This window comes from Kamptonema formosum PCC 10802 (assembly GCF_000332335.1).
GTDB lineage: Bacteria > Cyanobacteriota > Cyanobacteriia > Cyanobacteriales > Oscillatoriaceae > Oscillatoria.
This window is the reverse complement of the sequence record NZ_KB235948.1, coordinates 5,971,137-5,996,883: the sequence shown is the minus strand read 5'-3', so window position 1 is coordinate 5,996,883 and position 25,747 is coordinate 5,971,137. Positions and strand designations below refer to the sequence as shown.

Here is a 25,747-nt window from a genome sequence, read left to right as displayed (position 1 = left end):
GGGTGAGAGATAAAGGTTATCCCAGAAACCCGGTTTCTACACCAGATTTAACAAACAAATACACATCATCCCGCTGATAGACAAGCTCAAACTGCCGGCTGTTTTTCACCTCCCCCACCAAACCGGCAGCAAATTCCTCCGTGCTCCTCCATCCCGGATGGCGCACATTCAGCAAAATATAATCAAACTCTGAAATGCGCGGCGGGGCGCTGACATCCGTAAACCTCACCACTTGCCGGTGCGTTAAATGCGGCGCAATTTCATGCGCTGTCAGCACACTCCCTCCTGTTCTCACCTCAGCAATCGCCTCCCGAGTCGCTTGCCAGGTATCCAGCTCATCCAGATAAATCGACCAAAAATAACCGTATTTCCCCAGCGCTAAAAACGCTAGCATCGCCCACACCACAAGCAATGTCTCCCGATTTGGTAACTTCCCAAAAACCCTCTTTTTAATCCCGAAATCTTGCCCCCTCCCTGCTAGCAGGGAGGGGGTTGGGTGCCGGGTTTCCCCACCGGCACTCAACTTAGCAATCGCCGCCAGCAACAGAAAAGGAAGCACCGGCAGCGAATAGTGCTGCACCAAATTCCGCTGCGAAGCCGATTCCGACAGCACATTCAGCGCCAGCGCAGGAATCGCCCCAATTAAAGGAGCCAAATACTGCGGCGACAGCCCCCAAATCACCGGCAGTGCCAGCAACCCCACATATTCCAAACTTCCGGCAGAAAACACATTTCCCAACACCAGCCCCGGCTTCAAAACCAAATTGCCAGCAATCTCCGGCAAGTCATTTCCCAAATAAGCGTAGCGCCCCACAGCAACCGGTTCCCCACCGCTAAAATAAGGCATAATAACTCTGCTGGCAATCAAAAACCAAGCCACACCTGCCGCAATAGCCATCCCCCCGCACAGACGCCGCCGCTCAAAAAACAGCAGCCATACCCCTGTCGCCGCCACCGTCAGCCCCAGCACCGCCTTGCAGCCCAAAACAAAAGCGATCGCAGCCGCAAACCAGCCCGCGCGACCCCGCCGAGCTGCTAAAATAGCTCCTAGAAGTGCCGGCACAGCCATCACTTCCGGGTGGAAATCAAACAAATTGGCATTAAACACCAGCGGGTACAGCAAATAAACCCCCGCCACCGCCACCCCCTCCCCCTCACTCAACCCCGCATGGCGGGCGATCCCCCACACCGGCACAGCCGCCACCGCCAGCGCCCCCGCTTGCACAGCAAACAGCCAGTGCACATCAGGATAAATCCTGTACAGCAAAGCCAGCGGATACAGCACCCAAGCCGCATGATCCCCCAAAATGTGAAACCCAATAATTGAGCAAACCGGCGGCTTCCCCTGAGAGATCAAATAAACCCCCTGGTCAAAAATCCCCAAATCAAACGCCCCAGATTGAAACAGCGCGTGTCGCAAACTGCTGCAGCCAAACAAAATCAGCGCCGCCGCCCCAACCATCCAAGCCATAGCATTTTCTCTCACATTTGTCAATACCCATTTAGGAAAATTTTTGCTAAAATATCTGCCATCTCCGGGGGATTGTTGCATATTGGCCACTTCGGGTAAAACTGAGTGAAAACGAGTCCCGATAATTTCTTATAGTAGAGTTGCCCTGAAATTGTTAAACAATTGTGAAAGCGATTACCCTCCTTGGCTCCACCGGCTCTATCGGCACCCAAACCCTAGACATCGTAGCGCAGTACCCCGACCAGTTCCGCATCGTCGGGCTGGCAGCTGGGCGCAACGTCGAGATGCTAGCGCAGCAGATACGGCAGTTCCGACCGGCGATCGCAGCCATCAGTGACGAGCGGAAATTACCCGAACTCAAAGAAGCCGTGCGGGATATCGACCCGCAACCCATTCTCCTCGGCGGAGAGGCCGGCATCATCGAAGTCGCCCAGTACGGCGACGCCGAAGCAGTCGTCACCGGCATTGTCGGGTGTGCCGGCCTGCTCCCCACCATAGCCGCCATCAAAGCCGGCAAAGACATCGCCCTGGCCAACAAAGAAACCCTGATTGCCGGTGGGCCCGCCGTCATGCCCCTCGTCGAACAGCACGGCGTCAAACTGCTGCCGGCAGACTCCGAGCACTCCGCCATCTTCCAGTGCCTGCAAGGCGTACCCAAAGGAGGGTTGCGGCGGATACTCCTGACCGCCTCTGGCGGCGCATTCCGGGACTGGCCGGTGGACAAACTCCCAGAAGTCACCGTAGCCGACGCCCTCAAGCACCCCAACTGGTCAATGGGCCGCAAAATTACCGTAGACTCCGCCACCCTGATGAACAAAGGGCTGGAAGTCATCGAAGCCCATTTCCTCTTCGGCCTAGATTACGACCGAATCGATATCGTCATCCACCCCCAGAGCATCATTCACTCCCTCATAGAACTGCAAGACACCTCAGTTTTAGCCCAGTTAGGCTGGCCCGACATGCGCTTGCCCTTGCTGTACGCCCTCTCTTGGCCCGAGCGAATTTATACCGACTGGGAGCAGCTAGACCTCGTAAAAGCCGGCAGTTTGACCTTCCGGGAGCCAGACCATCAAAAATATCCCTGCATGCAGCTCGCATACGCCGCAGGGCGAGCCGGCGGTTCCATGCCCGCAGTCTTGAACGCCGCCAACGAGCAAGCTGTAGCCCTGTTTTTGGAAGAGAAAATTAAGTTTTTAGACATTCCGCGCTTAATTGAATATGCCTGCGATCGCCACCAAGCAGATAACTGCGCGAATCCTTCTTTAGATGATATTTTAGCAGCCGATAAATGGGCGCGGCAAGAAGTTATGGCTAAGCAGTTAGGGAGTTCCGTGACTCTGCCCAATCCTCTTTCTGCCAAAAAACTTGAAGTGCCGGTGCGCCCCGATTTAGCACAAATCGGTTGAGCCAGGGGCGGGCTCGCCGGCGCTGGGAAAAAATGCAAAAATCCCCCATCAGCCCTGAAAAATTTTTCCCTGGCTCGCTCATATTGCCCAGCTCGTCGGGCGCGCCGCCCGCCCTTCAGCGCTGCCGGTGGGAAAAGCCGGAACTGGCGGACGCCGGAGAGTAAACAGTTAAAACAGAGCGATTCAAACCGGCAAGCTGTAGGGTGCGTTCCCGAGGAACGCACCCTACCAGAATACCCAGACAAGACGTATGTCACTCAACCTGATTCTTATCATTGCTGCCTTAATTGTGTCCTGGCTGGTTTTCACCGCCTTGCTCAATGTGCTGAAAACAACCCTGAAAACGGCCATCTCAATTGCAGCCATTGTTCTGGCGCTGCAGCTGGTATTTGGCATTGGCCCTCAAGAGCTTTGGCAGCAAATCATCGAATTGCCCCAGACCTTTTTGCAGCCAGCCAGCGGTAAGTGAGCAGCACTGGTAACGGGATTGGGCATGGGGCATGGGGCACTGGGCACTGGGCGCTGGGCATGGGGCATGGGGCGCGGGGCATTGGGCCAGCTGCCGCAGATATTTTGACCGGCAGCGCTGCCATTGCTGACTTCCGGAAGAAAGCATATATACAAAACCTGTCTAAAGTCGGGAAGTTGTAAAAACCATTCTTTCGGATCTGCCTAAATTTGAGTCAGGTCGGGGCCGGCGAAATCCCCGTAATATCTTTGAATGGGGCATTGGGCATTGGGCATTGCTGAAAATCTTCCCCACGCCCCATGCGCCATGCCCCATGCGCTATGCCCAACCCAAAATCCGGGCATCCGGGCATCCGGGCATCCGGGCATCCAATGCCGGTGCCCCATGCCCGGTGCGCCTAAAGTTGCGCCAGCACAGCCTCCAGTGCCGGCGGTAACTGGCGGACAATCTTGTTCTTGTGCCGGTCCACCGGCACCAGCGTCACCCGAGCGGTGAGATACAGCTCTTGGCCATCGGGGGACTGAATCTGGTACTCGAAGTTGAGGCGCACCCCCACCTGCTCCAAGCGCACGCGCACCACAGCGGGCACCCCCATCCGCAGCGCCCGGCGGTAGCGCACCTGCAGCTCCACCACCGGCAGGTCGCACCCCAAAGCCACCAGGTCGGCAAACTCCAAACCCAGGGAGCGCAAGCACTCCACCCGCGCTTCCTCCAACCAGGCGATATAGGAACCGTGCCAGACATTGCCGGCGTAGTCCGTGTGGTGCGGTTGCGCCCGCACTGGATATTCAAACCACCTCCCAGCACTGCGGGCCGGTGGCTGTTGCTGTTGCGTTTGGCTGTTCTCAGACACGTTACACTTTGTTATAAAACGCTATATTTCTAAAAAATATCGTGAGTCACTCCGTTTTATCCTTAAATCGTAAATAGCTCGCGCTCGTGTGCCGCTCAGTTTCTATGGCTTGAATAAGGCATACAAATCTTAACTGAGCTGAATGGCCCACCCTCACGCTTGCTATAGGAACCAGGAGATTCACCAATGATAGAAAAAATTTTGGTAGCCGTCGCCGGTCGGGGGCTGTGTGAGGAGATGCTCAAGAAAATGATGGAACTGCCTTCCATCCAGCGGGCGTCCGTCACCGTCTTGCACGTCGTCCCACCCCAAGTCACCGCCGAAGCGATGGCTGCCAAGCTCGAAGAAGGGGGCAAGATTCTCGCTGAAGCCGTCAAGTCTTTGAACTTAGACCCGAACAAGGTAACAGCCAGACTCAAGCAAGGCGACCCGAAAACGACGGTGTGCGAAATGGCTGACGAAATCGGCGCTGACCTGATTATCACCGGCTCGCGCGGGCTGGGGCGGTTGAAGTCCATCCTGGAAAACTCGGTGAGCCAGTACGTTTTCCAGCTCACCTCCCGCCCCATGCTGCTGGTCAAAGACGACCTCTACCTCAAGAAAATCAGCCGCATCATGGTGGCGCTTGACGGATCTGAGACGTCCCAGCAGTCGCTGAAGCTGGCGCTGTTCCTGCTGCGAGACATTAAGGGCGGACAGCTGGTGCTCGCTCACGTCAACCCGAAAGATCCGAATGCCAAACCTGAAGCTGACCCGGTTTTAGCGCCGGCAGTCGCAGAGGCGAAGAAGCTCGGCATTGCCTATCGCTGTGTCACCAGCACCGGCAGGGCGGGAGAGGAAATCTGCCGCCTCGCCGAGGAGTCGAATGCTGACCTGCTGATGCTGGGCTCGCCAGACCGGCGTCCAACGATCGCCCAGGGGCTGCCGGATCTCGACCGGCTGCTGGGCAGTTCCCTGTCGGACTATGTGCGGGTGTATGCCAACTGCCCCGTATTGCTGGCCCGCAGCGCCAGCGCCGCCTGAGCGTGCCGGTGCGGCTTGCGCCGCGCCGGTCCAGAGATGGCAAACAAAAAAGGCACCAGGGGAAAAACATCCCGGTGCCTGTGGCGCTATTTACCCAGTAGGGGCCGGCTCACCCAAGATATCTGCGCTGCACTGAAGGATATCTGCGCCACCCCGCCCCTACTGTGCGCGCTACGCATCTTTTTTCCCTTCCCGGCTTGCTGTCTGAATATACAGGATCACCAGGAAAACCGCCGGCACTAGCACGAAAAGGATGCTAGCTACAAACCCCAGCTCATTAACTTGCATAAGAACTCCGCCTCCAGACGCTCTCAAAAATCTGCAATCCTAGAATATCACGGCTTTGTTTTTACGGTGACGGGGCCGTTGACCAGGGCTTGACAGGCTAGCCGGTAAGTTTTGGGCTTTCTTTTGAGTTTGCGCTCCTCCACTTCGGTGCGGGGCGAGAGATTTTCCATCCCTTCCACGATTTCCACGATGCAGGTGCCGCACTGGCCATAGCCCCCGCAGGTCATCATCTTGCCCACCAAGGTGTAGAGATCGATCCCATTTTCCACGGCTTTGAGCCTCAAGTTCGCCCCATCTGCTGCCACCACTTCCCGATTTTCTCTCTCGAATTTGATGTTAGCCATTCCCATTCCCCTTGTTTTTGCTTGAATTGCTCAGGCCCGCCGCCGGCTGGCCCGCTCTGGGTGCGGCGGCTGCCTGTGCCGGTGCGAGCCGGCTTGCGCGCCCGCACACGCCTCCCTCCCGAACCTCACTCTGCGCGAGGTCTGAGGCGTCGCCCACCCCGCTCAGCGGTTTGACTGTCTGTCGCTCGCCTCGGTTTACTTACATTTTATTACGAAATATTAAAAAATGTTAAACCCCTCAGGGGGCAGGGGAGAAGGGCCAATTTTTTCGCGGCTGCTGCCGGTGCTGGCAAAATTGACACGCCGCGAGGGCCGGCACGCCGGCTCGCCACTGGCCCGCACCAGAGATTCGCCTTTTGCCCCATGCCTGCTCCCTCCAGCCTTGCAGGACGCCACAGCGTCCTTGCCTGCAAGGGTTGCGCCCGCAATGCCTCTCCTAATATCCGGTTAATAAATTCTCATTTTTGTAACCTTGCTTTCCTGCGGCGCGAGCTACCCAACTTTATAAAAGTTAAATAAATCAAGCGGAGTTGGGAGAAAAGTAGCCTGATATCTGGCCCAACCTGGGAGAAGCCATTAATTGCGGCCATAGCCGAGAATCACCTGCGGCGCTTCTGGGGGCTGCCAGCTTAAGGGGGTGCGGGTTGGGGTTGGCGAAACGCTCACCAACATGTGGAGTAACAGGGTGATTGTTGTGGCTTGCAGCAGTTTTTCCAGCATCGCTTTCCTCCCCTCAAGCTCAGGTTGTCGCAGATCTAATTTAAGCCACCTGAGGCGGCGGTTCTGTCGAGCTCTGTGACACTCTCTTAAGTGACAGCTTTACCGAACGAGCGTGCGGGCACCGGCGGGTGGCGGGCTGTTCCGGGGAGGACAGCGGGCAAAACGGAACTGCAGCGCCGGTTGAGGGGAAGCCGTTTCAGGTCAGGCGGTTTCCGGCCTGTCTGCGCCCAGCCCCGACTCCTGCCACCAAACATCTAAGATGCAATATCTGACACCTTTTAAATATTCAATTTAAAATTTTTGAACCCCGGCTGTCGCACCGGGGTGCCGCTTTTCTGTCAGGTGGAGAGCCTCTCCAGTGAGAGGGTTCAATGGAAGCCGGTGGAAATTGGCACAGCCCCATTTAAGCTGTCTTCCCACCGGCTACAGAACCCTCAACCCACAAAAGCAGCCGGTCTAGCTAGTTCTGCATCTCAGATGACTCTTCCTCTTTCTTTTTCTTGTTATTCTTGTGGCTTTGCTTACCTCCCACACGACCGATCGCAGCCATGTGCTCCCGATTTTTGCTCACGGCTTCACCCCCCTTGCGGCCAGCCTCTCTAGCTTCTTCGGGAGTGAACTCGTGAGCGGTTCCCTTCTGGTGCGCCGCGTGACCGCCCTTGCTAGCGATCTGGCGCTGCTTCTCTACGTCCATAGAGGCAAATCCGCGCTTGCTTTTTTCTGCCATGACTGTACTCCTCGCGTTTTCAGCTTTTTTAGGTATCTTCTACAAGCTAAGGCTGCTGCTTCTTTGAATCATCTGCCTCAAGAAACAGCATAATGTAAAATCCGACTGTATTCAAGGATACAGCCAAGCCGCCCGGCAGTGGCGAGGGTCTTGCCTTTTCCTGATTCATTTCTCACTCCCGGCACGAACAAAAGCACTGCCAAAGCGAAATCCTGCCGCTGAAATAATTCTTCCCACCAGTCTACCTTGAAAAATCTCTCAATGGGTCAGTGTAAAGAGATGGAAAGTTATGTATCGTCACTTGAGGAGGGCGAAAATTGGAGATTGGATGTGAAGGTGGACATATTTGCCCAGAGAATAGAGGGAATCCACGGGCAGCTGAGTGAGCTGTACCGAGGAGCCGCAGGGTGGGTGCAGCCGCAATCAGAATTGCTGGCGGCGGCTTTCAAGGAACTGGCCATTGCCTCGGAAGCTTTGCAGGTGGCAGTCGAAGAGCTCTGCCAGCAAAATGAGGAGCTCGCCGGGGCGCGAGCGGCGCTCGAAGCAGAACGCCAGCGCTACCAGGACCTGTTCGAGTTCGCGCCTGACGCCTACTTGGTAACGGATGTGCGAGGGACGATCCGGGAAACGAACCGCGCCGCAGCGGCGCTGCTCAACCTCTCGCAGCAATACCTGCAAGGCAAACCGCTGACGGTATTCATTCCCAAACAAGAGCGCCAGTGCTTTCACTCTCAACTGAGCCAGCTGCAGCAGGGGGAACCGCTGCTCGAGTGGGCCGGACCCCTGCTGCCGCGCAACGGCGATCCGGTTGAGGTGGCCATCAAGGTAGCCGCTGTCTGCGGTCGGGAAGGCAATGCCTTTGCCTTGCGCTGGCTGCTGCGGGAGATCGGCTCGCCCGCACCGGCGGCGGCAGGACAAACCCACTCTCACCCCAGCTTTGACCGCCCTTCGCACATTTATTCCAAAGGGGAAATCATTCCCCTCCACCCGCAAGCTATCTGGCTCGTCTCTGAGGGACTTGTGAAGCTTAGCACACTTTGTGACGGAGGGGAAGAGGTGCTCCTCGGACTGGCCGGCCCGGAAATGCTGTTTGGCTCCAGCCTCACCGCCCTGGCGGTTTACCAAGCCACAGCCCTCTCGGACGAGGTTCATCTAGCCTGCGTTTCCCTGCCAGAAATAGCAGCCTGCCCCAATCTTGCCCGCGCTATTTTACCGCAAATCAAGCAGCGGCTGCGGCAGACAGAATTGCTGCTCGCCATTTCTGGGCGAAGGCGAGTCAAAGACCGCTTGCACACTCTATTGCGCCTGCTCAAAGAGCAAATTGGCGAGCCGGTGGCGGAAGGCACTCGCCTGAGCGTTCGCCTCACGCATGAGGAGATCGCCAGCGCTTGCGGCACCACCCGCGTCACGGTGACGCGCACCCTCAATCAGTTACAGCAAGAGGGCAAAATTATTTTAGATGCTAAGCACCACCTTATTCTAAAAAATGGAGTCTTTTAAGCTGTTAGGCTTTTAATTTACTTAGGGTCGAAATAAGGCTCTACCCCCACAGCCCCGTTCCCACGCTCTGCCTGGGAACGCAAAGATAGAGATGGATAGCGCAAATTCTATGTCCGACAGCTGCGCCGGCCCGCCACAGCCGGCTGGCCTAACCCTACCATTTCGCAGCAACCATTGCCGCCGGTGGGGGCACTTCTCCGTCGAGTCACGCACAGTTTGCGGCGATCCAGTATGCCTAGAGGTGTGGGGATTCAATCCCAACTCAATGCTGAGTGCTTTCGCCGGAAGTTACAGTGTTTGAGAGTGACAGCAGTTTCTTTTGGCGTTTAGTGCCGGTGTTCCCCAACCACAAATCGCCCCCCACGTCCTGGCTGTCAGGGCACACAAGCTTGACAGACAAAGGCACAGCATATCTATTATAACGTGCCGGCGCTACTTTGGCATGCTTTGGCAATGTTGATGGCCCGCATTCGCCGGCACCGGCATCACTTGCCGGCGGGACGAGAATCGCTCCCACGTCTCGCCAACTCAGTCCCACACCCTGTTTCGCAATGTGATAGAAAAGCAACATTACCTTAGCCGCACCCTCGTACATCTTAGCAAAAAGTTACAATTTCCTGTGATGACTTGATGCTGGGAGCATGCTATACTTTCTGAAAGTGGAAAACCGCTGGAATCAGAGCCGGTCAATTCTAGGCCGGCTCGTAAGGAGTAGAGTTTAGCCGATAGTTCTGGAATGCCGATGTCCGAAGACGCTCAGCCCACAAAACCCATTCAGAAAATTCTTTTTGGAAGTCCAGGCACAGGGAAAAGCTATCGTGTGCGTGAGATGGCAATAAACTCCCTGGGGATACAGTGGGACGAGTCAAGCAAATCTCTGACCAATACCATCAAAACCGTCTTTCATCCAGAATATACTTATTCGGATTTTGTGGGAAAGCTTTTACCCCAAACTACGGGAAGCGGTTCGGTCATCTATAAATTTTATGAGGGACATTTTCTGCGGGCGTTAGGGTTGGCGTACAGACAGCTACTCGATGGCACTAACGAGAATGTTCTTTTAGTCATCGACGAGTTAAACAGGGGGAATGCAGCCGCTATTTTTGGCCCGGTCTTTCAGCTTCTGGATAGAGAGGAGGATAATTGGTCAACATATGAAGTTCACTTGTCTGAGCTGGAGATAGTTGGCCTTTTGAAGGCCATGAAATATAAGGCTTCCACCTCCCATGACAGCATACAAGTCGATGGAAGTAACTTTGAGAAATTTTGCGAAATTGAAGAGAAACAGCTACAGCTAAAAAATAATGCCGGTGGCTTGCGAGTATTAAACAATGTAAGAGAGCATAAAATTGCCATTCCTAGCAACTTGTCAATCCTGGCAACGATAAATACCTCTTACGAGTCCATCTATTACCTCGACAGTGCATTTAAGCGGCGGTGGGACTGGGAATATGTGGATGTTCCGGGAAGTGAATACTCTGGGGATGTGCCCGAGAAAATAAAAACGGCAAAGCTAGTTGTTGGAGAGACTGAAGTAGATTGGTCAGATTTTGTAACAAACCTCAATGAGTTCATAAAGTCCAATCATCAGGCTATAAGGAGAATTGAGGACAAACAGATTGGTTGGTGGTTTTTAAAGCCAGAGGATAGCGTGATTTCCGAAGATGCCATCAAAAATAAACTCATGTTCTATCTTTGGGATAGTGTGTTATCGAAAGATAGAAGACCTTTGGAATCTCTTTTATCAAACACTAGCGGTGAGAAAGTAAAACTGATAACATATTCTCAGTTAGTCGCCTTGGCGGAGGAGTTCGTACAAGGCATAAACGAGCAAAAATGGTAACATTACGAGTTTGAGGGAGAGTAAAAAAATGATACATTTTGGGAAGTTAGAACTCAAGATAAATGAAAAGTATTCTTTCGTCGGAATCGAAAAGAAGGATGGCCAGTTAGTCTTTCACCTTCCTAAAGGATTCTCCCCAGAGGATATCTGCGCCTTACACACCTTTGACACAAAGCGCGATTTATTCTTTTTATTTTACAGGGTGCTGAATGTCTTTAAGCAAACTAGCTTGGAAAAGGGGAATTTTGAGAGAGACGCCAAAGCTGACGATCGGGATGGTGTGGTTAAGGAGGATGCCGGCGGGGAAATTAGTTCCAAGGATGGGGAGACAATTTTTTATTCCAAAGTAGATGCCCTGACAAGCATCCTCGATGCTTATGATGAGTTAAAAATCCTTATCTTTGTCCACCGATTAGGTAAATCCGAAATCTTGGATTATAGCAAGATACATCGCTATTTGCACAAAGGTATTTTTCTGGACAATGGTGCGATCTATATTGATTCGATGGATGTGCTTCGCAAGGAGATCCACTTTGAAGCATCTGATATCGTTGTACTGTTATATCTTGACTGAGATTAAGGAACAGTTACAGGAAGAAGTCCGAGCTGAAGTCCAATCCCTAGCTGAACAATTCAGACAGCAGTATATTGGAACCGAGTCCAGTTTATTCAGCGAAAAATCTTATCAGCCCATTTTGAATTGTTTAAAAGATGCTCTGGAAGTCATTGACAATTACACGCCGTTAAAAGACCCCGACTACTGGCATTTTTACGATGCCATTGAGGCATTCTTGTTTGGGGAACTGGAGCATTCTGCAGAAGGCGCGATTTGGGGCATTAATAACTTTCACATGGTTTGGGAAGCGATGTGTTTGACTTATTTAGTGAAAAACACAGAACCGGGTTTCCCTGTCTACTTGGACGAGCGTTTGCTCTCCACCAGAATCATTAATAAATTTAAGAGTGCCCATAAGATTATTGACCTTTCAGAGGTGTTCAGGGTAAATGGAACTGAGGTTTTCCCAGATGCTGTTATTATTCTATCTGAAAAAATGCTTTTATATTCTGACCAAAATTTAAGTTTTGGTTTATATAGAATAACAGCTGACTATTGGGACATGACGTGGAACGATTATGGCTATCAAACTAAACTTACTCTTGTTTTACCTTCAGGGAATCGTGAGATTAAAATTGGTTATACCGCTCAACCTGTAGGAGATCACACTTTTGATGAACTCAAAAAGCACTTGCCATCAAATAGAGATACACTGATTGGATATTCACCTTTACCAGATAAATTTTATTCTTTCTGGGATGTGCCTGAGAATTTAACCATTGAAGAGCTGCGCATGATGCGCTGTTTGAATCATTTATTCTACAGAGCCGTGAAAATGGGAGTATTTTCAAAGGAGGAGTTTAGTAAGTGGATTCAGAGTATAAAATCCAAGATTTTTGAAAAATCGCTGTTTCGTAAAGATATTGATAACCGTTCTATTTCCGAAATAGCCGAGCTATTCTTATTATTTTTAAAAAAATTAAGTCTGCGCTTTCAGATCGTCGATATTAAATACTCAACCCCAGAGTATTACCTCAATCCCGAGAAGGCCGAAGAAATCAAAAGGCGAAGTATAAGGAAACAATTTGTTTATGAATATCTCCTCCAAAAGCATCTTCGAGACTCTAACAGCCCCCTAAAAGACTGGGACATAACAAGTGAATTTTGGTTGCCAGTTTATTCGCCAGACTCACCCGCATTCAGTCTAGGTCCCAAATACCTCGACGGCTATCTAAACCTAACACAAGTTAACATTATGTCTGTGATTGACAGCTATCTGGAAACTGAAGGCACTTGACTTCTTTCAGATTCAGCTTTGCCTTTGTCGGGGGTTTCTCTCGCCCCCTACCCACCTGAAGAAAGAGCCACCGGCATCACCGGCACCCTCCCCCTCACCAGCATATCATAAAACTTAGCCGTGTCGTGCAGCCTCAATTGCTGCCCGTGGGAACCAATATTGTCCAGTCAATTGCCCGCAATTAACTTTTCTCTCCCTCTTCCTCTTTCTTTGTCCTTCTTGGCGTTCTTGGCGTCCTTGGCGGTTCATTTTTAACCCAGTCGCCGACACGCTTCCCCCCGACTTTCCAACCCCACCGGCATCACCGGCTCCCCAAACTTTCTATCTTATTTTACCACATCCCACAACACTTGTCAAGGAGCCGCAATATGCCGCCCCTACTGAATCCCCTCAAACGGGCCGGTAAAAGTTGGTTGGGGGCGACTGACGTGAATCCGCCACAGCGCCTTAAACCCAGCGATCGCCTCCCGCAGACAATACCACAGCATGGCATCATTGCTCAACCGGCCCCAGTCTGGCGTCCCCAGCCCCACTGCGTCCAAACCCAGCCGGCAGCCAATATACACCGCACGAGGCAGATGGTAGCGCTGCGTAACCAAAACCGCCCGCTTCACCCCAAAAACCGCTCTCGCCCGGTAGCAGCTGTCATAAGTATTCAAACCGGCACCGTCAAGCAGAATATCTTCCGCCGGCACCCCCTGGTCCAAAGCGCAGCGCTGCATCGCCAGAACCTCGCTGTAGTCAGGGCGACAGCTGTCGCCGGTCATCAGCAGCTTGCGAACCCGCCCCAGCTTATACAGCCCCACACCCGCCCGCACCCGATCAGCCAGCACCGGCGTAGCAGTCCCATCTTCCCACACCCCCGCCCCAAACACAATCCCCACATCCCCCACAGGAACCAGGGCGGGATCTGTGTGACGCCGGCGCGCTGTGCTGCGCCGAATATACCAACTCAGCCCCAGCGGAACTGACACAGCCCCCACTGTCAAAAAGCCGAGAGCAAAGTGCCAGTTCAGCAGCAACCATTTCTCTACCATAAATCCGAAACAACTGCCGATTTTATAGTTTAGATTTTAGATTGTCGAACCATTAATTTTTCTATCCCTCATCCTCCTTCCTCTTCCCTCTTGGCGTCCTTGGCGTCTTGGCGGTTCATTATTCAAACATTCATCGCATCTATCCCAACCGCCTCAGAAATACTCCCCAATCCTCGCTCCTCCAACTTTTGCAGCAGCCCTTCCAGAAGCCGGCGCACCATCCACGGACCTTCGTAAACCAAACCCGTATAAACCTGCACAACAGAAGCGCCGGCGGCAATCTTCTCCCAGGCGTCATCAGCGGTAAAAATGCCCCCGCTGCCAATAATCGCCAGCTTCCCCTGGGTTTTTTGCCAGATAAACCGGATGACTTCTGTTGAGCGCTGGCGCAGTGGGGCTCCGCTGATGCCGCCGGCTTCCTCCTTGACAGAATTGCCGGTTTTCTGTATAATGTCAGTCTTCAATCCTTCGCGGCTGATAGTGGTGTTGGTGGCAATAATCCCAGCCAGCCGGTAGGTTTGGGCCACTTCTATGACCTGAGCGATAGCCTCCCACTCCAGGTCCGGGGCGATCTTGACTAAAATTGGCTTAAGTCCCTGGTTTTCTTGCTGTAAGGCGTCCAGGATGCCGGCCAGTTGCGAGGCATCTTGCAGGGAGCGCAGTCCTGGGGTATTGGGAGAGGAGACATTGACAGCAAAATAGTCCCCCAAGTCTTTGAGAAGCTGAAAACTAGCTAAATAGTCTGCCGGTGCTTCTTCGAGCGGTGTTACCTTGGATTTACCGAGATTGATGCCTGTGGGAATGGCGGCCTCAGCGGAGCCCCTAACAGAGGACAGCTTTGCTGCCAGTGCTGCAGCGCCCTGATTGTTAAAGCCCATGCGATTCAGGACAGCCGAGTCGAGGGGCAAGCGAAACAGTCGGGGGCGCGGGTTCCCGGGTTGAGGGTGTTCGGTGACGGTGCCCAGCTCAGCAAAGCCAAAGCCAAAATTGGGCCAAATACTGGCGGCGGCACCATCCTTATCAAACCCAGCTGCTAAACCAACGGGATTGGGGAATCTCACGCCCCAGAGGGTTTGTTCCAGGCGGGGGTCTTGCAGGCAGCAGGACTGCTGGAAACGGGCTAGAATCCAGTTGGCGGGGGGGGTGAGCCGGTGCCGGTCCAGCCAGCTGAGTGTCTCTAGGGTTTGATGGTGCAAAAACTCTGGATCGGCTTTCAATCCAGAAAACAAAATAGGACGTACAGCAGAGCGATAAATATCCAACGGTCGAGGCAAAAGTCACGGTAGGCAAGCCAGGATGGAATTATATCACAGATGCTGGCAGCTGATGGGGCGTGGGGTATCGGGCATGGGGCGTGGCGCATGGGGCATGGGGCATAGGGCATAGGGCATAGGGCATGGGGAAGATTTACGCAGAAGCTCAAAGCGCAAGGCGCAAGCGCCGGCGCGAGAAATCAGCAGTGTCCAGTGCCCCATCGCCCACTGCCCCATGCCCAAAGCCGAATCCTTGCATCCAAAATCCACGCATCCAAAATCCACGCATCCAAAGTTCCCTGAAAGGCAGTACCGGTCGATAGATAAAATGGGTCAGCAAAAACAGCCGCCGTCCTACGAAAAACAGCTCGTTGCCTTGGGGCGCACCCTCCAGACTCTCCGGGAAGAGGAGAATGTCGATGTTTTGATCGAAACCACCCTCAGTTACTTGGAAACCGAGTTTGAGTGCAAACTGCTTTGGATTGGCCTCTACGACCGCCTGGATCACCGGCTGCTCGGCAAGGGGGGGCGGACTCCAAACGGCGATATCTCGCTGCTCAAGCAGCGGTTTGCCCTCACTCCAGGCGACCTCTTGGAGCAGGTGGTGATCCAGCAGCGCCCCGTAGGCGTCCCGGACTTGCGAGAAGAATTGCGCGCTGGGGAGTGGCGCAAGGTGGCTCAACAATTTGCCATCCAGGGGACGCTGATTTTTCCCATGCGCTACAAAGACCGCTGTTTCGGCGTCGCCCTGTTGGGGTCCGCCCTGTGGGGGGTGTCGCCGAGAGCGGAGGAGAAGGCTCGGCTGTCGCTCGTCTTGGGCGGACTGGCGGCAGCCCTGTACCAAATTGAGACGGACTGGCTCAGGCAGCAAACTAAGCATCCCGACCAGTCCCTGCTCAAGCTGCTCGCCCAGTTGCGCGAGCTGCTGGGTTCCGCTGAGCGCGGTGCCCTGAGCACTCTCGACCAGTGTCTGGCGGCTGCGGTTGAGGAAACCCAAAAATTCGTAGCCCCTGACCGAACCAATATCTACTGGTACAATCCAGAGCGGCGCTACTTCTGGTGCCGGGTGAGCAATCATCAAAAATTGACGCCAATGGGTGTCAAAAATCAGCCGGCTTCCGGGCTGATGGTGTCGGACTTGGGCGGCTTCTACCAAGCGCTTCTTTCCGACCAAATCGTTTCTATTGGGGAGGCTCACTCGTCGCTGAAGGCGGAGGTCACAGCTCGCCTGATGCAGCAGATTCGGGCTCGCTCCCTCCTGGCTGCTCCAATCGTGTTTCAGAAGGAAATCCTCGGATTTCTGGCGGTGGAGGGCAGCGACGCCCGCATCTGGCAGGAGGAAGAAAAAAGCTACGTCCGGGGTGCGGCGCAACTCCTGGCTCTGGTCGCTCCTGTGGCTCAGATGGAGCGCACCATTGAGCAAGTGAAGCTGGACCGGGATTTAACTGCCGGCATCGCCCGCGCTATCTACAGTGACTCGGACTGGCACGAAACTCTGAAAACGGCTGGCGAGCGACTCTTGGAGCGCCTGAAAGCTGACCGGTTTCTCGTCTTGCTCTACAGCGCCGACCGCAATCAATATGACATTTGCTATCAAAACCAGCCTGTTTCCCGCCGGCTGGTGCCCGCGCCTCTTTTGCCGCTCAGCGATCTGGACACCAAGCTGCTGCTGGACAGTCCGGAAGGGATTGGCATTGAGAATTGGGCTGAGGATTTGAAGTTGATGGCTTGGCGCTCCACTCTCCTGGAAAGCGGGGCGAAATCGCTGCTGGCGGCCACCACCGGCAGCGCTGGCACCCCGGAGGGGGTGTTGTTGGTGACTTGCGACGCTCCCCGCACCTGGAGCGCCACAGAGCGAGAACTCCTCGCTACAGTCAGCCGGCAGATCGGTTTGGTCGTGCACCAGTGGCAGCTGCACGCCGTCAGGGAGCAAGACCAGCACCTGCTGAATACGGTGCGGTCGGCTCTTGTTTCCCTGCAGCAGACTTCTCTGACTCTGGAGCAGCTGGAGCGCACCGGCGTCAAGCAGCTGGCTGAATTCCTCGCCTGCCCCCTCGCCGCCCTCGTCACCTGGTCTGCCGGTCGCAAGGTGGCGCGCATCTCCGCTGAGGCCGCCGCCAGCTCGCAGTACGGGCTCAACTTGGAGGCCAGTGTGCCGGTGCACACGGACGCCCTGATTCAGTGGGCCCTGCTGCAAGCGGAAGGCCCTCTGCCGGTGAGCGCGATCGATCTGCCTTTGGAAACTAAAACTTGGCTCTCTGGCCCCGGTATTGGCCAGATTCTGGTGATGGCCCTGCGCACCGGCCCGGAACACCAGCCGACCGGCATCGCCCTGGTGGCGGACGGCTCGGAGCGCCACTGGTCAGCAACTGCGATCAAGGCGATGACTTTTTTGGGGTCGCAGCTGGCTTGGTCCCGCCGCTATGTGATGCTGTCGCAAACCCTCCAGTCGCAGCGCCAAGATTTGGAATGTCTCAACTGGTACAAGCACCGGCGCTATGAGGATTTCTACCGGGTCGTCTCGTCGGGGGTGAAAAAACTGGCGGACCTCGCCAATCATAAGGGCAATTTCGGTTCCCTGCAGGTGATGCGCCTGGAACAGATCCTGCGGCAGTTAAACAATTCCCTGGAATCGGTCCACCCCATACTCAAACAGGAGCGCTGGCGTCTGCAGCCCGAGCGGGAAATTATTCCTCTTGCCAGTCTGCTGCGGCGAGTTCTGGAGCGTTTGGGGCCGGTGATTCACCAGCACCAGCTCTGGTGTCAGGTGCACGGTGAGAGCTCGATTAATATTACCGGCGACGCCCTCAAAATTGAGTGGGCTGTCCATGAGGTGTTGCTGGCGGCGTGCCGCCGGTCGCCCCAGGGGGGGCGAATTGATATCTGGTGCCGGCTTCTGGACTTGCGCTGCGCCGATCTGTCGGTGACCGACAGTGGGGTGATGCCTCCTTCGCTACTCGCCGACCTCCAGACCGGTCGCTCTGCTGATGTCCTGGCTCCCTCCAGTTTGGACCAGCCTCCGGGACTTCATCTGGCTATTTGTCTGTCTTTGCTCCAGCAAATGGGCGGCGAGCTGCATTTCTCCCAGATGGATGACGGTCGGGTGGTGAGCCAGTTTGTCCTGCCTCTGGCTCACAGTTAATTGATAGTTGTCACCCAAGTTCCTCGTTCCCAGGCTCTGCCTGGGAACGCAGTTCAGGAGGATCTGCCCCCTTTCTGTACTGAGCAAATTCAAAGCGTAACAGGTTATTCCAAGTTGGGATAGACAGTATTTTTTCCTGGGGCTGAAAAGGCTTTAATGCCGCCTTTTTCAATCCAAAATACCGGCATCCAAAATCCAAAATTGGTATTAGTGGGGGCCGGCTATTCGTCCGAGTCTTGGCCGGCATTTTTTGGCGGGCTGGCTTTTTCGCCTATTTCTTTGACGTGGGCGGCGATGGCGGCTCGAATCCACTCCCCTGCGCTCACCCCTTGCTCCGCTGCCAGCCGGCGCACCTCTTCGTCCAAACTCAAGGGCAAGCGCAGAGCTATGGCATTCCCTCGCGGTTCCTTGTAACCCGATTTAATTTTGCCTGTCTCCGGGTCCTTAACACGGCCCTTAAGAGTGGACATTTTCATCCCCCCCATGTCTTTGCTTTCATCCTAGCCAATGTTATAGCAGTATGCAGTTAGGTTAGAACATGGGCATCACGCAAAAGGGCATCACGCAAAAGGGCATCACGCAAAAGGGCATCACGCAAAAGCTGTGAGTCTTCCCTCTGCGCCATAGGCCATAGGCCATAGGCCCAGGGCCCGGGGATTAATTTCGTCACCAAGCGTGAATACTGCTATATTAAGTGAGCCGGACGTAAAGATTTGTAAAAAAACGGCTCACACAGTTGACAGACCGATTACCTACATGTAAACATGGTTCAAGTGGGTCAAGAAAGCCACAAGACGGAAAGGAGCCGGTATTTCTGACCTGGAAGCCGGCAGCCCCTCATAGGGCACCGGCAGGTCCCTCGGGTTCAACAGTCGTTCCGCTGCTGCCCTGAAAGCGACACTCACTCAGTTCGCTTCCGGCGCTTGACCAACTTCACTTTTTTTTCTTCTTTCCAGCTCAGTTGCTATGGCCCTCCGAAGAAACTCCCCGCGTGTTTCCCCAGGCGCAAGTGAAGGGAGCATCCCGGTTGTGCAAAGAAGCCCATATCAATGCGATAATGATTTCAGCAGGGGGTAGGAAGAGAAGATATTTGGCCAGCTGAATCCCGGAAACGGGATTGAAACTAACAGCTCAGCCATTGAGACAGGCACCTTCACTCCCACCTGCACCTTCTTTTCTCCAGCCGGCGCAAACTGGCCAACCCAAGCAGCAGATCCATTCCTGTTTCCCTTTGGCGCTGACATCTTCTGCCTCCTCAACCTGTCCAACTGTACTATAGCGCTGATTTCAGGGTAAATTTTTGTCAGTCAAGCTTTTTGGGCAGTTTACTGCGCTATCCTGTCACTGTGGGGGGTGGCGAGCTCGCATCAGGGGGCGAGAAGTACCCGGCCCGCTTGAGGCACCGGCAGACCGGCCCCGGTCATCCACCAATCAATCATCCGTAGAGATTGAGCGGTCAAGCCACCTTGCCATCACGCTGCAAACCTTCCCTAATCCATTTTCTGAGACACTCGGAACGCTGCCCCGCCGGCATTTCAGACAGCGCTTGCCAAATATCCGGTTCAACTCTCAGTGTAATGCGCTTGTCGAACTCCCCAAGCCCAGCTGCCTGGACATACTGGTTTTTCCCAAGAGGATTCCGCACAATTCCCTTTGGCGCTCCCTTCTGTTTGGCCATTTTTCGCTATCCTTGTCCTTTCTTACTTAAGAATAATCCAAATCTGACGAAAAAAACTTTTGACAATCCCAGTCGGACTCGGTAAGGTAGTTTACAGACAGGCCAAAGCCCAGTTAACGAACAAAGCCCCCTGGTGGCTAGAACCACGGGTGGGGGCGAACAAAAATCATAACACAGGAGATTATATCATGTCTGCGTTCCAAATCAGCTCCAGCCTTCAAAATCAGCTCTTCTCGCAAGCTGTCACCTGGACATTGCTGACGGCCAAAGGCAAGGTAGCGGGCCCGCTCGACGCCTGCCGGCAGCAGCTAACGGTAGAGGTGTGGCCAAATGTCGTTTACGTCCGCCTGGAGAAGAACGTCATCCGGCGCGAGTGCCCCTGGGGAATTTCCACCTTTATTTCTTACAAAGACTATTTAGAACATGATATCAAAGAAGCCTTTACCAAGGCAACTAGCCTAAAAACAGATCGGATAAGTGCGAACTATTTCAAAATTCAATCAGAAACCGATACCAAGAAAAAATCCCACCAAATACTGGACAAACACGGCATTACATGCGATTGCATGCGATACCAGTGCCTCGATCGGCGCATTTGGTGCGAAGCCCGCCACCTGCACAAGCTGATTCAAGAAAACGAAATCTTGCAAGGCCAAATCCCCTGCCACCACGCCGCAGACGTCCTGAAATCCCTGGATTTTAAAAATTTTGCAGATTATTTCCAGGAGTGGCCCACCATCCAAGCGCAGATAATCAACGAAGAGGATGACGAGGATGACGAGGATGACAGCGACTATTACTGGTAGGCGATCTCTCCTCTTGCAGACACCGGCTTTCTTTGGGGACTGAAGCGAGAAAAACAGGTCACTTATGGCAAAGAAAGCCGGTTTCTGAACCCTGGAAGCTCTAAATGCTCTGTGAGAGCCCTCTCTCTTCTCTTTCCTTGGCGCTTCTTTACGGGGGCGGTTTATAAAAAAAATAAACTTCACTCCTCAACAGCGAACCGCCATATACGGTAGGGAGAGACGCGACTTGTCGCGTCCCCACTTCCCATATCACTCAAACCATTTCCGACGTAGACGCCTGCACCGGCTGCTGCATTTGGGGCTGGAACTGAAACAGAGAGTAAACCACATTCCGGCGAATGTCAGTCATCATATCCAAGAACAGCTCATAGCCCTCACTCTTGTACTCAATCAGCGGGTCTTTTTGACCGTAGCTGCGCAAGCCCACCGACTCGCGCAGGGCGTCCATCGCCTGCAAGTGCTCGCGCCAGAGCGTATCAATCTGCTGGAGGATAAAGAACCGCTCAGCTTGGCGCATCAGCCCCGGCTGGATTTGATCCACCTGCGCTTCCTTCAAATCGTAGGCAATGCGCACGTGTTCGTGCAAGAACGTCTTAATCTCATCCATCGACAGCTCCTCTATTTGCACCGGCTCCAGATCCGCCAGCAGATAGACAAACTCCTTCACCTTGCTCACCAAACTGGACAGATCCCACTCTTCCGAAGGCAAATCCGGATTAACGTGCGCCTCAACGATGTCATCCATCGTCTTTTCAGCATACTTAATCACCTGCTCCTTGAGGTCAAGACCTTCCAGCACCCGCCGGCGCTCCGCATAGATAGCGCGGCGCTGGTTATTCATCACCTCGTCGTACTCAAACACCTGCTTGCGGATGTCGTAATAATACGTCTCCACCTTTTTCTGAGCCCCTTCCAGAGAGCGAGTCAGCATTCCCGACTCAATGGGCATGTCCTCCTCAACCTGGAACATCTCCATGAGCCGGCTCACCCGGTCCCCGCCAAAAATCCGCAGCAAATTATCCTGCAAGCTCAGGAAAAACCGGGTCGAGCCCGGGTCGCCCTGACGCCCGCAGCGCCCCCGCAACTGGTTGTCAATGCGGCGGGATTCGTGGCGTTCCGTACCGATAACGTGCAGCCCTCCCAGCGTCACCACTTCATCGTGCTCGCGCTTGGTGTACTGCTCGTACTCCTGGCGGATCCCATTGTAAACATCCCGTAACTTTTGAATCACCGGGTCTAGAGTCGGCGCTTTTTCCGAAGCGGTTGCCACCTTATCTTCCGCCTCCAGTTCCGCAAGCGAGCGCTCTCCGTACTGCCCGACGGCGAACTGCACGGCCTCCTTGAGCTTTTGCTCAGTCGCCTTAGACAGCTCCGTGGGGAAAATCTGGGGGGACACCTTCCAAGTTTTGACTTTCTTCCCGGGGGCGAAGCCTTGGGCGTTGCGCCGGCGGTCCGCTCCCGGAACCCGCAGCACGCTGACATTCGCTTCATCTTCTGGCTGGACAATTGCCGGCATGAAATATTCCCGCACTTTCAGCCGCGCCATGTAGTCCGCGTTCCCGCCGAGAATGATATCCGTCCCGCGCCCCGCCATATTCGTAGCGATCGTCACCGCGCCTTTGCGCCCCGCTTGGGCCACAATTTCCGACTCTCGCTCCACATTTTCCGGCTTAGCGTTGAGCAGGTTGTGGGGGATACCGCGCTCGCGCAGCAGCTGCGACAGGTGTTCCGAGTTTTCCACGCTTGTCGTTCCCACCAGCACCGGGCGTCCCTTTTCGTGCATCTCGGCGCACTCTTGAGCGACCGCCAGCCACTTGCCCCTTTCCGTTTTGTAGACCACATCTGCCAAATCCTTGCGTCCAGAGAACCGGTTGGTGGGGATTGCCGTCACTTCCAGGCTGTATATCTTCTCAAACTCCGCCTCTTCTGTTTTCGCCGTGCCGGTCATTCCGCCCAGCTTCGGGTACAGCAAGAAGAAGTTTTGATAGGTAATTGTCGCTAGGGTTTGAGTTTCCGGCTGGATGTCCACCCGTTCCTTGGCCTCAATCGCTTGGTGCAAGCCGTCGCTCCACCGGCGTCCTTGCAGCACGCGCCCGGTAAACTCATCGACAATCACCACCTCCCTGTCGAGGACGATGTAGTTTTTATCCTTGATAAACAGCTCTTTCGCCTTCAGGGCGTTAAAAATGTAGTGGGCCCAGGGGTCATTGGGGTCGTAGAGGTCCCTCACTCCCAGCAGCCGCTCGGCTTCGGCAAACCCTTCGTCGCTCAGCAGCACGTTGCGGGCTTTTTCGTCCACCTCGTAGTGCTCTTCTTTTTTGAGGGTGGCGGCGATGTCGGCGGCTCCCATGTACTTCTCTGTGGGGCGCTCTACTTGGCCCGAAATAATCAGTGGCGTGCGAGCCTCGTCAACGAGAATCGAGTCCACCTCGTCAATAATGGCGTAGTTGAAGGGGCGCTGCACCACTTCCGCCATCGAGGTCGCCATATTGTCCCGCAGGTAGTCGAAGCCCAGCTCGCTGTTTGTGGCGTAGGTGATGTCGCAGCTGTAGTTCCTGCGGCGCTCGTCCGGGCTCATGCCCTGCTGGATCAGGCCCACGGTCAGTCCCAGGAAGCGGTGCACCTGTCCCATCCACTCGGCGTCCCGGCGTGCCAGGTAGTCGTTGACGGTGACGACGTGCACGCCTTTGCCGGTGAGCGCGTTCAAGTAGGACGGCAGGGTGGCTACCAGGGTTTTTCCCTCACCGGTTTTCATCTCGGCGATTTGCCCTTTGTGCAGGATGGTGCCGCCGAGGAGCTGGACATCGAAGTGCCGCATGCCCAAAACTCGCCGCCCCGCTTCCCGAACTACGGCAAAGGCTTCCGGCAGCAGCTCGTCGAGCACTTCAGCGGTTTCACTGGGGGATTTGGCTGTGTCAAGCTTCTGTTTGAACTCCGCTGTCTTGGCTCTCAATGCCTCATCGGAGAGCGCCTTGATGTCTTCCTCCAGGATGTTGACTTCGGTGACGAGCGGCTGATATCTCTTGAGCTTGCGTGCGTTGGGATCGCCGAGCAAATTTTTCAGCATAGCAGGAGAGGGAGACTTGTTTTTTGTATAAGGAAGCCAAAAGTCAAGTTTCAGAAGTCAGGACTTGTCTGAATTCTGAGGGCTCGCTCCTGAATTCCGGATTTTCTATCTTTCTCTTATTATGGAGAATTTTGCCACTCTGGTGCGAGACTGCGGAAATTGTACTGGCCCGCACCGGGGTGACAGGTGGCGCAGCTGCCGGTTAGGTTGGTCTGGGGCAGTTTGACTCGCGGGTGCAGGGCTTTGAAATACCTCGACTTGGCCAGCCGGTAGGGCACCTCTTCGTCCTTGGCCTGGGGGCGGGAGAACGCCCGCAGGTAGTTCCAGATGATCGCGCGCGGGGGGTTCACCGGCAGGTTCAGCTGCACCCCGTAGTGCTGTGGGTCTTGCAACAGCCGCCGCCAGGTTTCGTTGGGCATGACTTCCGGCGGCAGCCCAACGTGGCAGCCGGCGCAGTTTTCCAGGTAAAGTTCGGCTCCCAGCTGGAAGCTCTCCGGTATGGGGTCCACCGTGCCGGCTGCCGGGATCTCTGCCGCTCGCGCCAGCCCCCACCCCACCGCCACACTCCACAGCCCCACCAGCAATACCAGCACTGCCGGTTTCACCTTACTTTTTAATATTTTCTTTATTGACATACACCATTTCTATGATATTATTTTATACTCTCTCCAACAGGCAAGCCGCTGGGGTGTCTGTGGCCTATTGGCGGTTAGTTTGTTTGGGAGCTAGCTGCACCCCCTCAAACGGAGAAGCTTGGCACATAAAATAGCGCACCCAGATGTCAACACTCAATGCCCGATGCCCGGAAATCATATATTTCTAACATTGATACAGAAAATAGTGGCCCCAGAGGCCAGCACCCCGGCCCGGAAATTACAGATGTGTACCATTGGTACACAAAATAGCAGCGGCAAATGTCAACACCCCCGCCTGAAAATCACAACAGTCTGCCACCGGCAGAGAAAATAGTGGCCCCAGAGGCCAGCACCCCGGCCCGAAAATTACAGATGTGTACCATTGGTACACAAAATAGCAGCGGCAAATGTCAACACCCCGCCTGAAAATCACAACAGTCTGCCACCGGCAGAGAAAATAGTGGCCCCAGAGGCCAGCACCCCGGCCCGAAAATTACAGATGTGTACCATTGGTACACAAAATAGCAGCGGCAAATGTCAACACCCCCGCCTGAAAATCACAACAGTCTGCCACCGGCAGAGAAAATAGTGGCCCCAGAGGCCAGCACCCCGGCCCGAAAATTACAGATGTGTACCATTGGTACACAAAAATAGCAGCGGCAAATGTCAACACCCCCGCCTGAAAATCACAACAGTCTGCCACCGGCACAGAAAATAGCGGCCCCAGAGGCCAGCACCCCGGCCCGAAAATTACAGATGTGTACCATTGGTACCACAAATAGCAGCGGCAAATGTCAACACCCCCGCCTGAAAATCACAACAGTCTGCCACCGGCACAGAAAATAGCGGCCCCAGAGGCCAGCACCCCGGCCCGAAAATTATAGATGTGTACCATTGGTACACAAAATAGCAGCGGCAAATGTCAACACCCCCGCCTGAAAATCACAACAGTCTGCCACCGGCACAGAAAATAGCGGCCCCAGAGGCCAGCACCCCGGCCCGAAAATTACAGATGTGTACCATTGGTACACAAAATAGCAGCGGCAAATGTCAACACCCCCGCCTGAAAATCACAACAGTCTGCCACCGGCACAGAAAATAGCGGCCCCAGAGGCCAGCACCCCGGCCCGAAAATTACAGATGTGTACCATTGGTACACAAAATAGCAGCGGCAAATGTCAACACCCCCGCCTGAAAATCACAACAGTCTGCCACCGGCAGAGAAAATAGTGGCCCCAGAGGCCAGCACCCCGGCCCGAAAATTACAGATGTGTACCATTGGTACACAAAATAGCAGCGGCAAATGTCAACACCCCCGCCTGAAAATCACAACAGTCTGCCACCGGCAGAGAAAATAGTGGCCCCAGAGGCCAGCACCCCGGCCCGAAAATTACAAATGTGTACCATTGGTACACAAAATAGCAGCGGCAAATGTCAACACCCCCGCCTGAAAATCACAACAGTCTGCCACCGGCAGAGAAAATAGTCGGCCCCAGAGGCCAGCACCCGGCCCGAAAATTACAGATGTGTACCATTGGTACACAAAATAGCAGCGGCAAATGTACAACACCCCCGACCTGAAAATCACAACAGTCTGCCACCGGCACAGAAAATAGCGGCCCCAGAGGCCAG

Annotated in this window: 26 protein-coding genes; 10 read left to right on the top strand and 16 right to left on the bottom strand. The window is 54.4% G+C overall.

The features are described from left to right. Window positions 1–16 precede the first annotated feature (16 nt). Window positions 17–1,471, bottom strand: coding sequence for a DUF2079 domain-containing protein (locus OSC10802_RS0126365; protein WP_369797100.1), 1,455 nt, complete (start codon window positions 1,469–1,471; stop codon window positions 17–19). A 164-nt stretch (window positions 1,472–1,635) separates the two neighbouring features. Between OSC10802_RS0126365 and dxr the strand changes: the two genes are divergently transcribed. The 3 genes from dxr (at window position 1,636) to OSC10802_RS47990 (ending at window position 3,528) form a co-directional block, all read left to right on the top strand. Continuing rightward, the gene (gene dxr / locus OSC10802_RS0126360; protein ID WP_017719772.1) at window positions 1,636–2,877 is read left to right on the top strand and encodes a 1-deoxy-D-xylulose-5-phosphate reductoisomerase; all 1,242 of its coding nucleotides are present in this window, start codon (window positions 1,636–1,638) and stop codon (window positions 2,875–2,877) included. 250 nt (window positions 2,878–3,127) lie between these two features. Next, window positions 3,128–3,346, top strand: coding sequence for a hypothetical protein (locus OSC10802_RS0126350; protein ID WP_017719770.1), 219 nt, complete (start codon window positions 3,128–3,130; stop codon window positions 3,344–3,346). After that, window positions 3,343–3,528: a hypothetical protein gene (locus OSC10802_RS47990; protein WP_017719769.1), complete on the top strand. Its 186-nt coding sequence runs from the start codon at window positions 3,343–3,345 to the stop codon at window positions 3,526–3,528. The genes OSC10802_RS0126350 and OSC10802_RS47990 overlap by 4 nt, the downstream gene beginning before the upstream one ends. Window positions 3,529–3,743: 215 nt before the next feature. On the opposite strand, the gene OSC10802_RS0126340 is transcribed toward OSC10802_RS47990, so the two are convergent. Continuing rightward, complete coding sequence (locus OSC10802_RS0126340) at window positions 3,744–4,199, bottom strand: acyl-CoA thioesterase (protein WP_017719768.1); 456 nt, start codon at window positions 4,197–4,199, stop codon at window positions 3,744–3,746. A 186-nt stretch (window positions 4,200–4,385) separates the two neighbouring features. Here OSC10802_RS0126340 and OSC10802_RS0126335 point away from each other — a divergent pair, with 186 nt between their 5' ends. Continuing rightward, a complete protein-coding gene (locus tag OSC10802_RS0126335; protein WP_017719767.1) occupies window positions 4,386–5,222 on the top strand; it encodes a universal stress protein in 837 nt (278 codons plus the stop codon). A gap of 171 nt (window positions 5,223–5,393) precedes the next feature. On the opposite strand, the gene psbM is transcribed toward OSC10802_RS0126335, so the two are convergent. From psbM to OSC10802_RS41870, 6 genes are all read right to left on the bottom strand, one after another. After that, complete coding sequence (gene psbM, locus OSC10802_RS0126330; protein WP_017719766.1) at window positions 5,394–5,510, bottom strand: photosystem II reaction center protein PsbM; 117 nt, start codon at window positions 5,508–5,510, stop codon at window positions 5,394–5,396. A gap of 47 nt (window positions 5,511–5,557) precedes the next feature. Continuing rightward, window positions 5,558–5,854: a 2Fe-2S iron-sulfur cluster-binding protein gene (locus OSC10802_RS0126325; RefSeq protein ID WP_017719765.1), complete on the bottom strand. Its 297-nt coding sequence runs from the start codon at window positions 5,852–5,854 to the stop codon at window positions 5,558–5,560. Next, window positions 5,847–6,011, bottom strand: a complete 165-nt coding sequence (locus OSC10802_RS51140; RefSeq protein ID WP_017719764.1) for a hypothetical protein — start codon at window positions 6,009–6,011, stop codon at window positions 5,847–5,849. The genes OSC10802_RS0126325 and OSC10802_RS51140 overlap by 8 nt, the downstream gene beginning before the upstream one ends. Before the next feature lie 62 nt (window positions 6,012–6,073). Further along, window positions 6,074–6,250: a hypothetical protein gene (locus OSC10802_RS51135; RefSeq protein ID WP_017719763.1), complete on the bottom strand. Its 177-nt coding sequence runs from the start codon at window positions 6,248–6,250 to the stop codon at window positions 6,074–6,076. A gap of 180 nt (window positions 6,251–6,430) precedes the next feature. Further along, entirely contained in the window at window positions 6,431–6,574 is a 144-nt protein-coding gene (locus OSC10802_RS51130; RefSeq protein WP_017719762.1) for a QAALIT motif small membrane protein, read from the bottom strand. 460 nt (window positions 6,575–7,034) lie between these two features. After that, entirely contained in the window at window positions 7,035–7,301 is a 267-nt protein-coding gene (locus OSC10802_RS41870) for a KGG domain-containing protein (RefSeq protein WP_017719761.1), read from the bottom strand. A 261-nt stretch (window positions 7,302–7,562) separates the two neighbouring features. On the opposite strand from OSC10802_RS41870, the gene OSC10802_RS0126295 reads away from it, so the two are divergent. Beyond that, window positions 7,563–8,801 carry a helix-turn-helix domain-containing protein gene (locus OSC10802_RS0126295; protein WP_232731759.1) on the top strand — a complete coding sequence of 413 codons (1,239 nt, stop codon included), beginning with the start codon at window positions 7,563–7,565 and terminating at the stop codon, window positions 8,799–8,801. 262 nt (window positions 8,802–9,063) lie between these two features. On the opposite strand, the gene OSC10802_RS0126290 is transcribed toward OSC10802_RS0126295, so the two are convergent. Beyond that, the gene (locus tag OSC10802_RS0126290) at window positions 9,064–9,396 is read right to left on the bottom strand and encodes a hypothetical protein (protein WP_017719759.1); all 333 of its coding nucleotides are present in this window, start codon (window positions 9,394–9,396) and stop codon (window positions 9,064–9,066) included. Between the two features lie 147 nt (window positions 9,397–9,543). Here OSC10802_RS0126290 and OSC10802_RS0126285 point away from each other — a divergent pair, with 147 nt between their 5' ends. The 3 genes from OSC10802_RS0126285 to OSC10802_RS41865 are packed head-to-tail and all read left to right on the top strand — an operon-like array spanning window position 9,544 to window position 12,497. Next, window positions 9,544–10,644: a hypothetical protein gene (locus OSC10802_RS0126285; RefSeq protein ID WP_044171626.1), complete on the top strand. Its 1,101-nt coding sequence runs from the start codon at window positions 9,544–9,546 to the stop codon at window positions 10,642–10,644. A gap of 28 nt (window positions 10,645–10,672) precedes the next feature. Continuing rightward, complete coding sequence (locus OSC10802_RS53295) at window positions 10,673–11,218, top strand: hypothetical protein (protein WP_198525196.1); 546 nt, start codon at window positions 10,673–10,675, stop codon at window positions 11,216–11,218. Further along, on the top strand, window positions 11,211–12,497 hold the full coding sequence (locus OSC10802_RS41865; RefSeq protein WP_198525195.1) for a hypothetical protein: 1,287 nt from the start codon (window positions 11,211–11,213) through the stop codon (window positions 12,495–12,497). The genes OSC10802_RS53295 and OSC10802_RS41865 overlap by 8 nt, the downstream gene beginning before the upstream one ends. A 377-nt stretch (window positions 12,498–12,874) precedes the next feature. Here the strand turns inward: OSC10802_RS41865 and OSC10802_RS0126275 are convergent, their stop codons facing one another. After that, window positions 12,875–13,534, bottom strand: coding sequence for a SanA/YdcF family protein (locus tag OSC10802_RS0126275; protein ID WP_017719757.1), 660 nt, complete (start codon window positions 13,532–13,534; stop codon window positions 12,875–12,877). A gap of 122 nt (window positions 13,535–13,656) precedes the next feature. Beyond that, a complete protein-coding gene (locus OSC10802_RS0126270) occupies window positions 13,657–14,796 on the bottom strand; it encodes a quinone-dependent dihydroorotate dehydrogenase (protein WP_026098828.1) in 1,140 nt (379 codons plus the stop codon). 319 nt (window positions 14,797–15,115) lie between these two features. Here OSC10802_RS0126270 and OSC10802_RS0126265 point away from each other — a divergent pair, with 319 nt between their 5' ends. Next, a complete protein-coding gene (locus OSC10802_RS0126265) occupies window positions 15,116–17,929 on the top strand; it encodes a GAF domain-containing sensor histidine kinase (RefSeq protein ID WP_017719755.1) in 2,814 nt (937 codons plus the stop codon). Window positions 17,930–18,150: 221 nt separating this feature from the next. Here the strand turns inward: OSC10802_RS0126265 and OSC10802_RS0126255 are convergent, their stop codons facing one another. From OSC10802_RS0126255 to OSC10802_RS0126245, 3 genes are all read right to left on the bottom strand, one after another. Continuing rightward, window positions 18,151–18,399, bottom strand: coding sequence for a ribbon-helix-helix protein, CopG family (locus OSC10802_RS0126255; protein WP_198525194.1), 249 nt, complete (start codon window positions 18,397–18,399; stop codon window positions 18,151–18,153). Window positions 18,400–18,681: 282 nt separating this feature from the next. Beyond that, entirely contained in the window at window positions 18,682–18,834 is a 153-nt protein-coding gene (locus tag OSC10802_RS51125) for a hypothetical protein (protein ID WP_155968403.1), read from the bottom strand. Between the two features lie 551 nt (window positions 18,835–19,385). Continuing rightward, window positions 19,386–19,607: a hypothetical protein gene (locus OSC10802_RS0126245; RefSeq protein WP_017719752.1), complete on the bottom strand. Its 222-nt coding sequence runs from the start codon at window positions 19,605–19,607 to the stop codon at window positions 19,386–19,388. 188 nt (window positions 19,608–19,795) lie between these two features. Between OSC10802_RS0126245 and OSC10802_RS0126240 the strand changes: the two genes are divergently transcribed. Then, window positions 19,796–20,413: a hypothetical protein gene (locus tag OSC10802_RS0126240; RefSeq protein ID WP_017719751.1), complete on the top strand. Its 618-nt coding sequence runs from the start codon at window positions 19,796–19,798 to the stop codon at window positions 20,411–20,413. A 253-nt stretch (window positions 20,414–20,666) separates the two neighbouring features. Here OSC10802_RS0126240 and secA read toward each other — a convergent pair whose 3' ends face one another. Next, window positions 20,667–23,480, bottom strand: coding sequence for a preprotein translocase subunit SecA (gene secA / locus OSC10802_RS0126235; RefSeq protein WP_017719750.1), 2,814 nt, complete (start codon window positions 23,478–23,480; stop codon window positions 20,667–20,669). A gap of 119 nt (window positions 23,481–23,599) precedes the next feature. Further along, the gene (locus OSC10802_RS0126230; protein ID WP_017719749.1) at window positions 23,600–24,115 is read right to left on the bottom strand and encodes a hypothetical protein; all 516 of its coding nucleotides are present in this window, start codon (window positions 24,113–24,115) and stop codon (window positions 23,600–23,602) included. Between the last annotated feature and the right edge of the window lie 1,632 nt (window positions 24,116–25,747).

Coding starts and splice junctions, on each gene's coding strand:
- OSC10802_RS0126290 (WP_017719759.1), bottom strand. CDS start 9,396: ATGTACGAGGGTGCGGCTAAGGTAATGTTGCTTTTCTATCACATTGCG.
- OSC10802_RS0126335 (WP_017719767.1), top strand. CDS start 4,386: ATGATAGAAAAAATTTTGGTAGCCGTCGCCGGTCGGGGGCTGTGTGAG.
- OSC10802_RS0126275 (WP_017719757.1), bottom strand. CDS start 13,534: ATGGTAGAGAAATGGTTGCTGCTGAACTGGCACTTTGCTCTCGGCTTT.
- OSC10802_RS0126255 (WP_198525194.1), bottom strand. CDS start 18,399: ATGTCCACTCTTAAGGGCCGTGTTAAGGACCCGGAGACAGGCAAAATT.
- OSC10802_RS53295 (WP_198525196.1), top strand. CDS start 10,673: ATGATACATTTTGGGAAGTTAGAACTCAAGATAAATGAAAAGTATTCT.
- OSC10802_RS0126295 (WP_232731759.1), top strand. CDS start 7,563: ATGGGTCAGTGTAAAGAGATGGAAAGTTATGTATCGTCACTTGAGGAG.
- psbM (WP_017719766.1), bottom strand. CDS start 5,510: ATGCAAGTTAATGAGCTGGGGTTTGTAGCTAGCATCCTTTTCGTGCTA.
- OSC10802_RS0126285 (WP_044171626.1), top strand. CDS start 9,544: ATGTCCGAAGACGCTCAGCCCACAAAACCCATTCAGAAAATTCTTTTT.
- OSC10802_RS51130 (WP_017719762.1), bottom strand. CDS start 6,574: ATGCTGGAAAAACTGCTGCAAGCCACAACAATCACCCTGTTACTCCAC.
- secA (WP_017719750.1), bottom strand. CDS start 23,480: ATGCTGAAAAATTTGCTCGGCGATCCCAACGCACGCAAGCTCAAGAGA.
- OSC10802_RS0126230 (WP_017719749.1), bottom strand. CDS start 24,115: ATGTCAATAAAGAAAATATTAAAAAGTAAGGTGAAACCGGCAGTGCTG.
- OSC10802_RS41870 (WP_017719761.1), bottom strand. CDS start 7,301: ATGGCAGAAAAAAGCAAGCGCGGATTTGCCTCTATGGACGTAGAGAAG.
- OSC10802_RS0126365 (WP_369797100.1), bottom strand. CDS start 1,471: ATGGCTTGGATGGTTGGGGCGGCGGCGCTGATTTTGTTTGGCTGCAGC.
- OSC10802_RS0126325 (WP_017719765.1), bottom strand. CDS start 5,854: ATGGCTAACATCAAATTCGAGAGAGAAAATCGGGAAGTGGTGGCAGCA.
- OSC10802_RS0126350 (WP_017719770.1), top strand. CDS start 3,128: ATGTCACTCAACCTGATTCTTATCATTGCTGCCTTAATTGTGTCCTGG.
- OSC10802_RS0126265 (WP_017719755.1), top strand. CDS start 15,116: ATGGGTCAGCAAAAACAGCCGCCGTCCTACGAAAAACAGCTCGTTGCC.
- OSC10802_RS0126245 (WP_017719752.1), bottom strand. CDS start 19,607: ATGGCCAAACAGAAGGGAGCGCCAAAGGGAATTGTGCGGAATCCTCTT.
- OSC10802_RS0126240 (WP_017719751.1), top strand. CDS start 19,796: ATGTCTGCGTTCCAAATCAGCTCCAGCCTTCAAAATCAGCTCTTCTCG.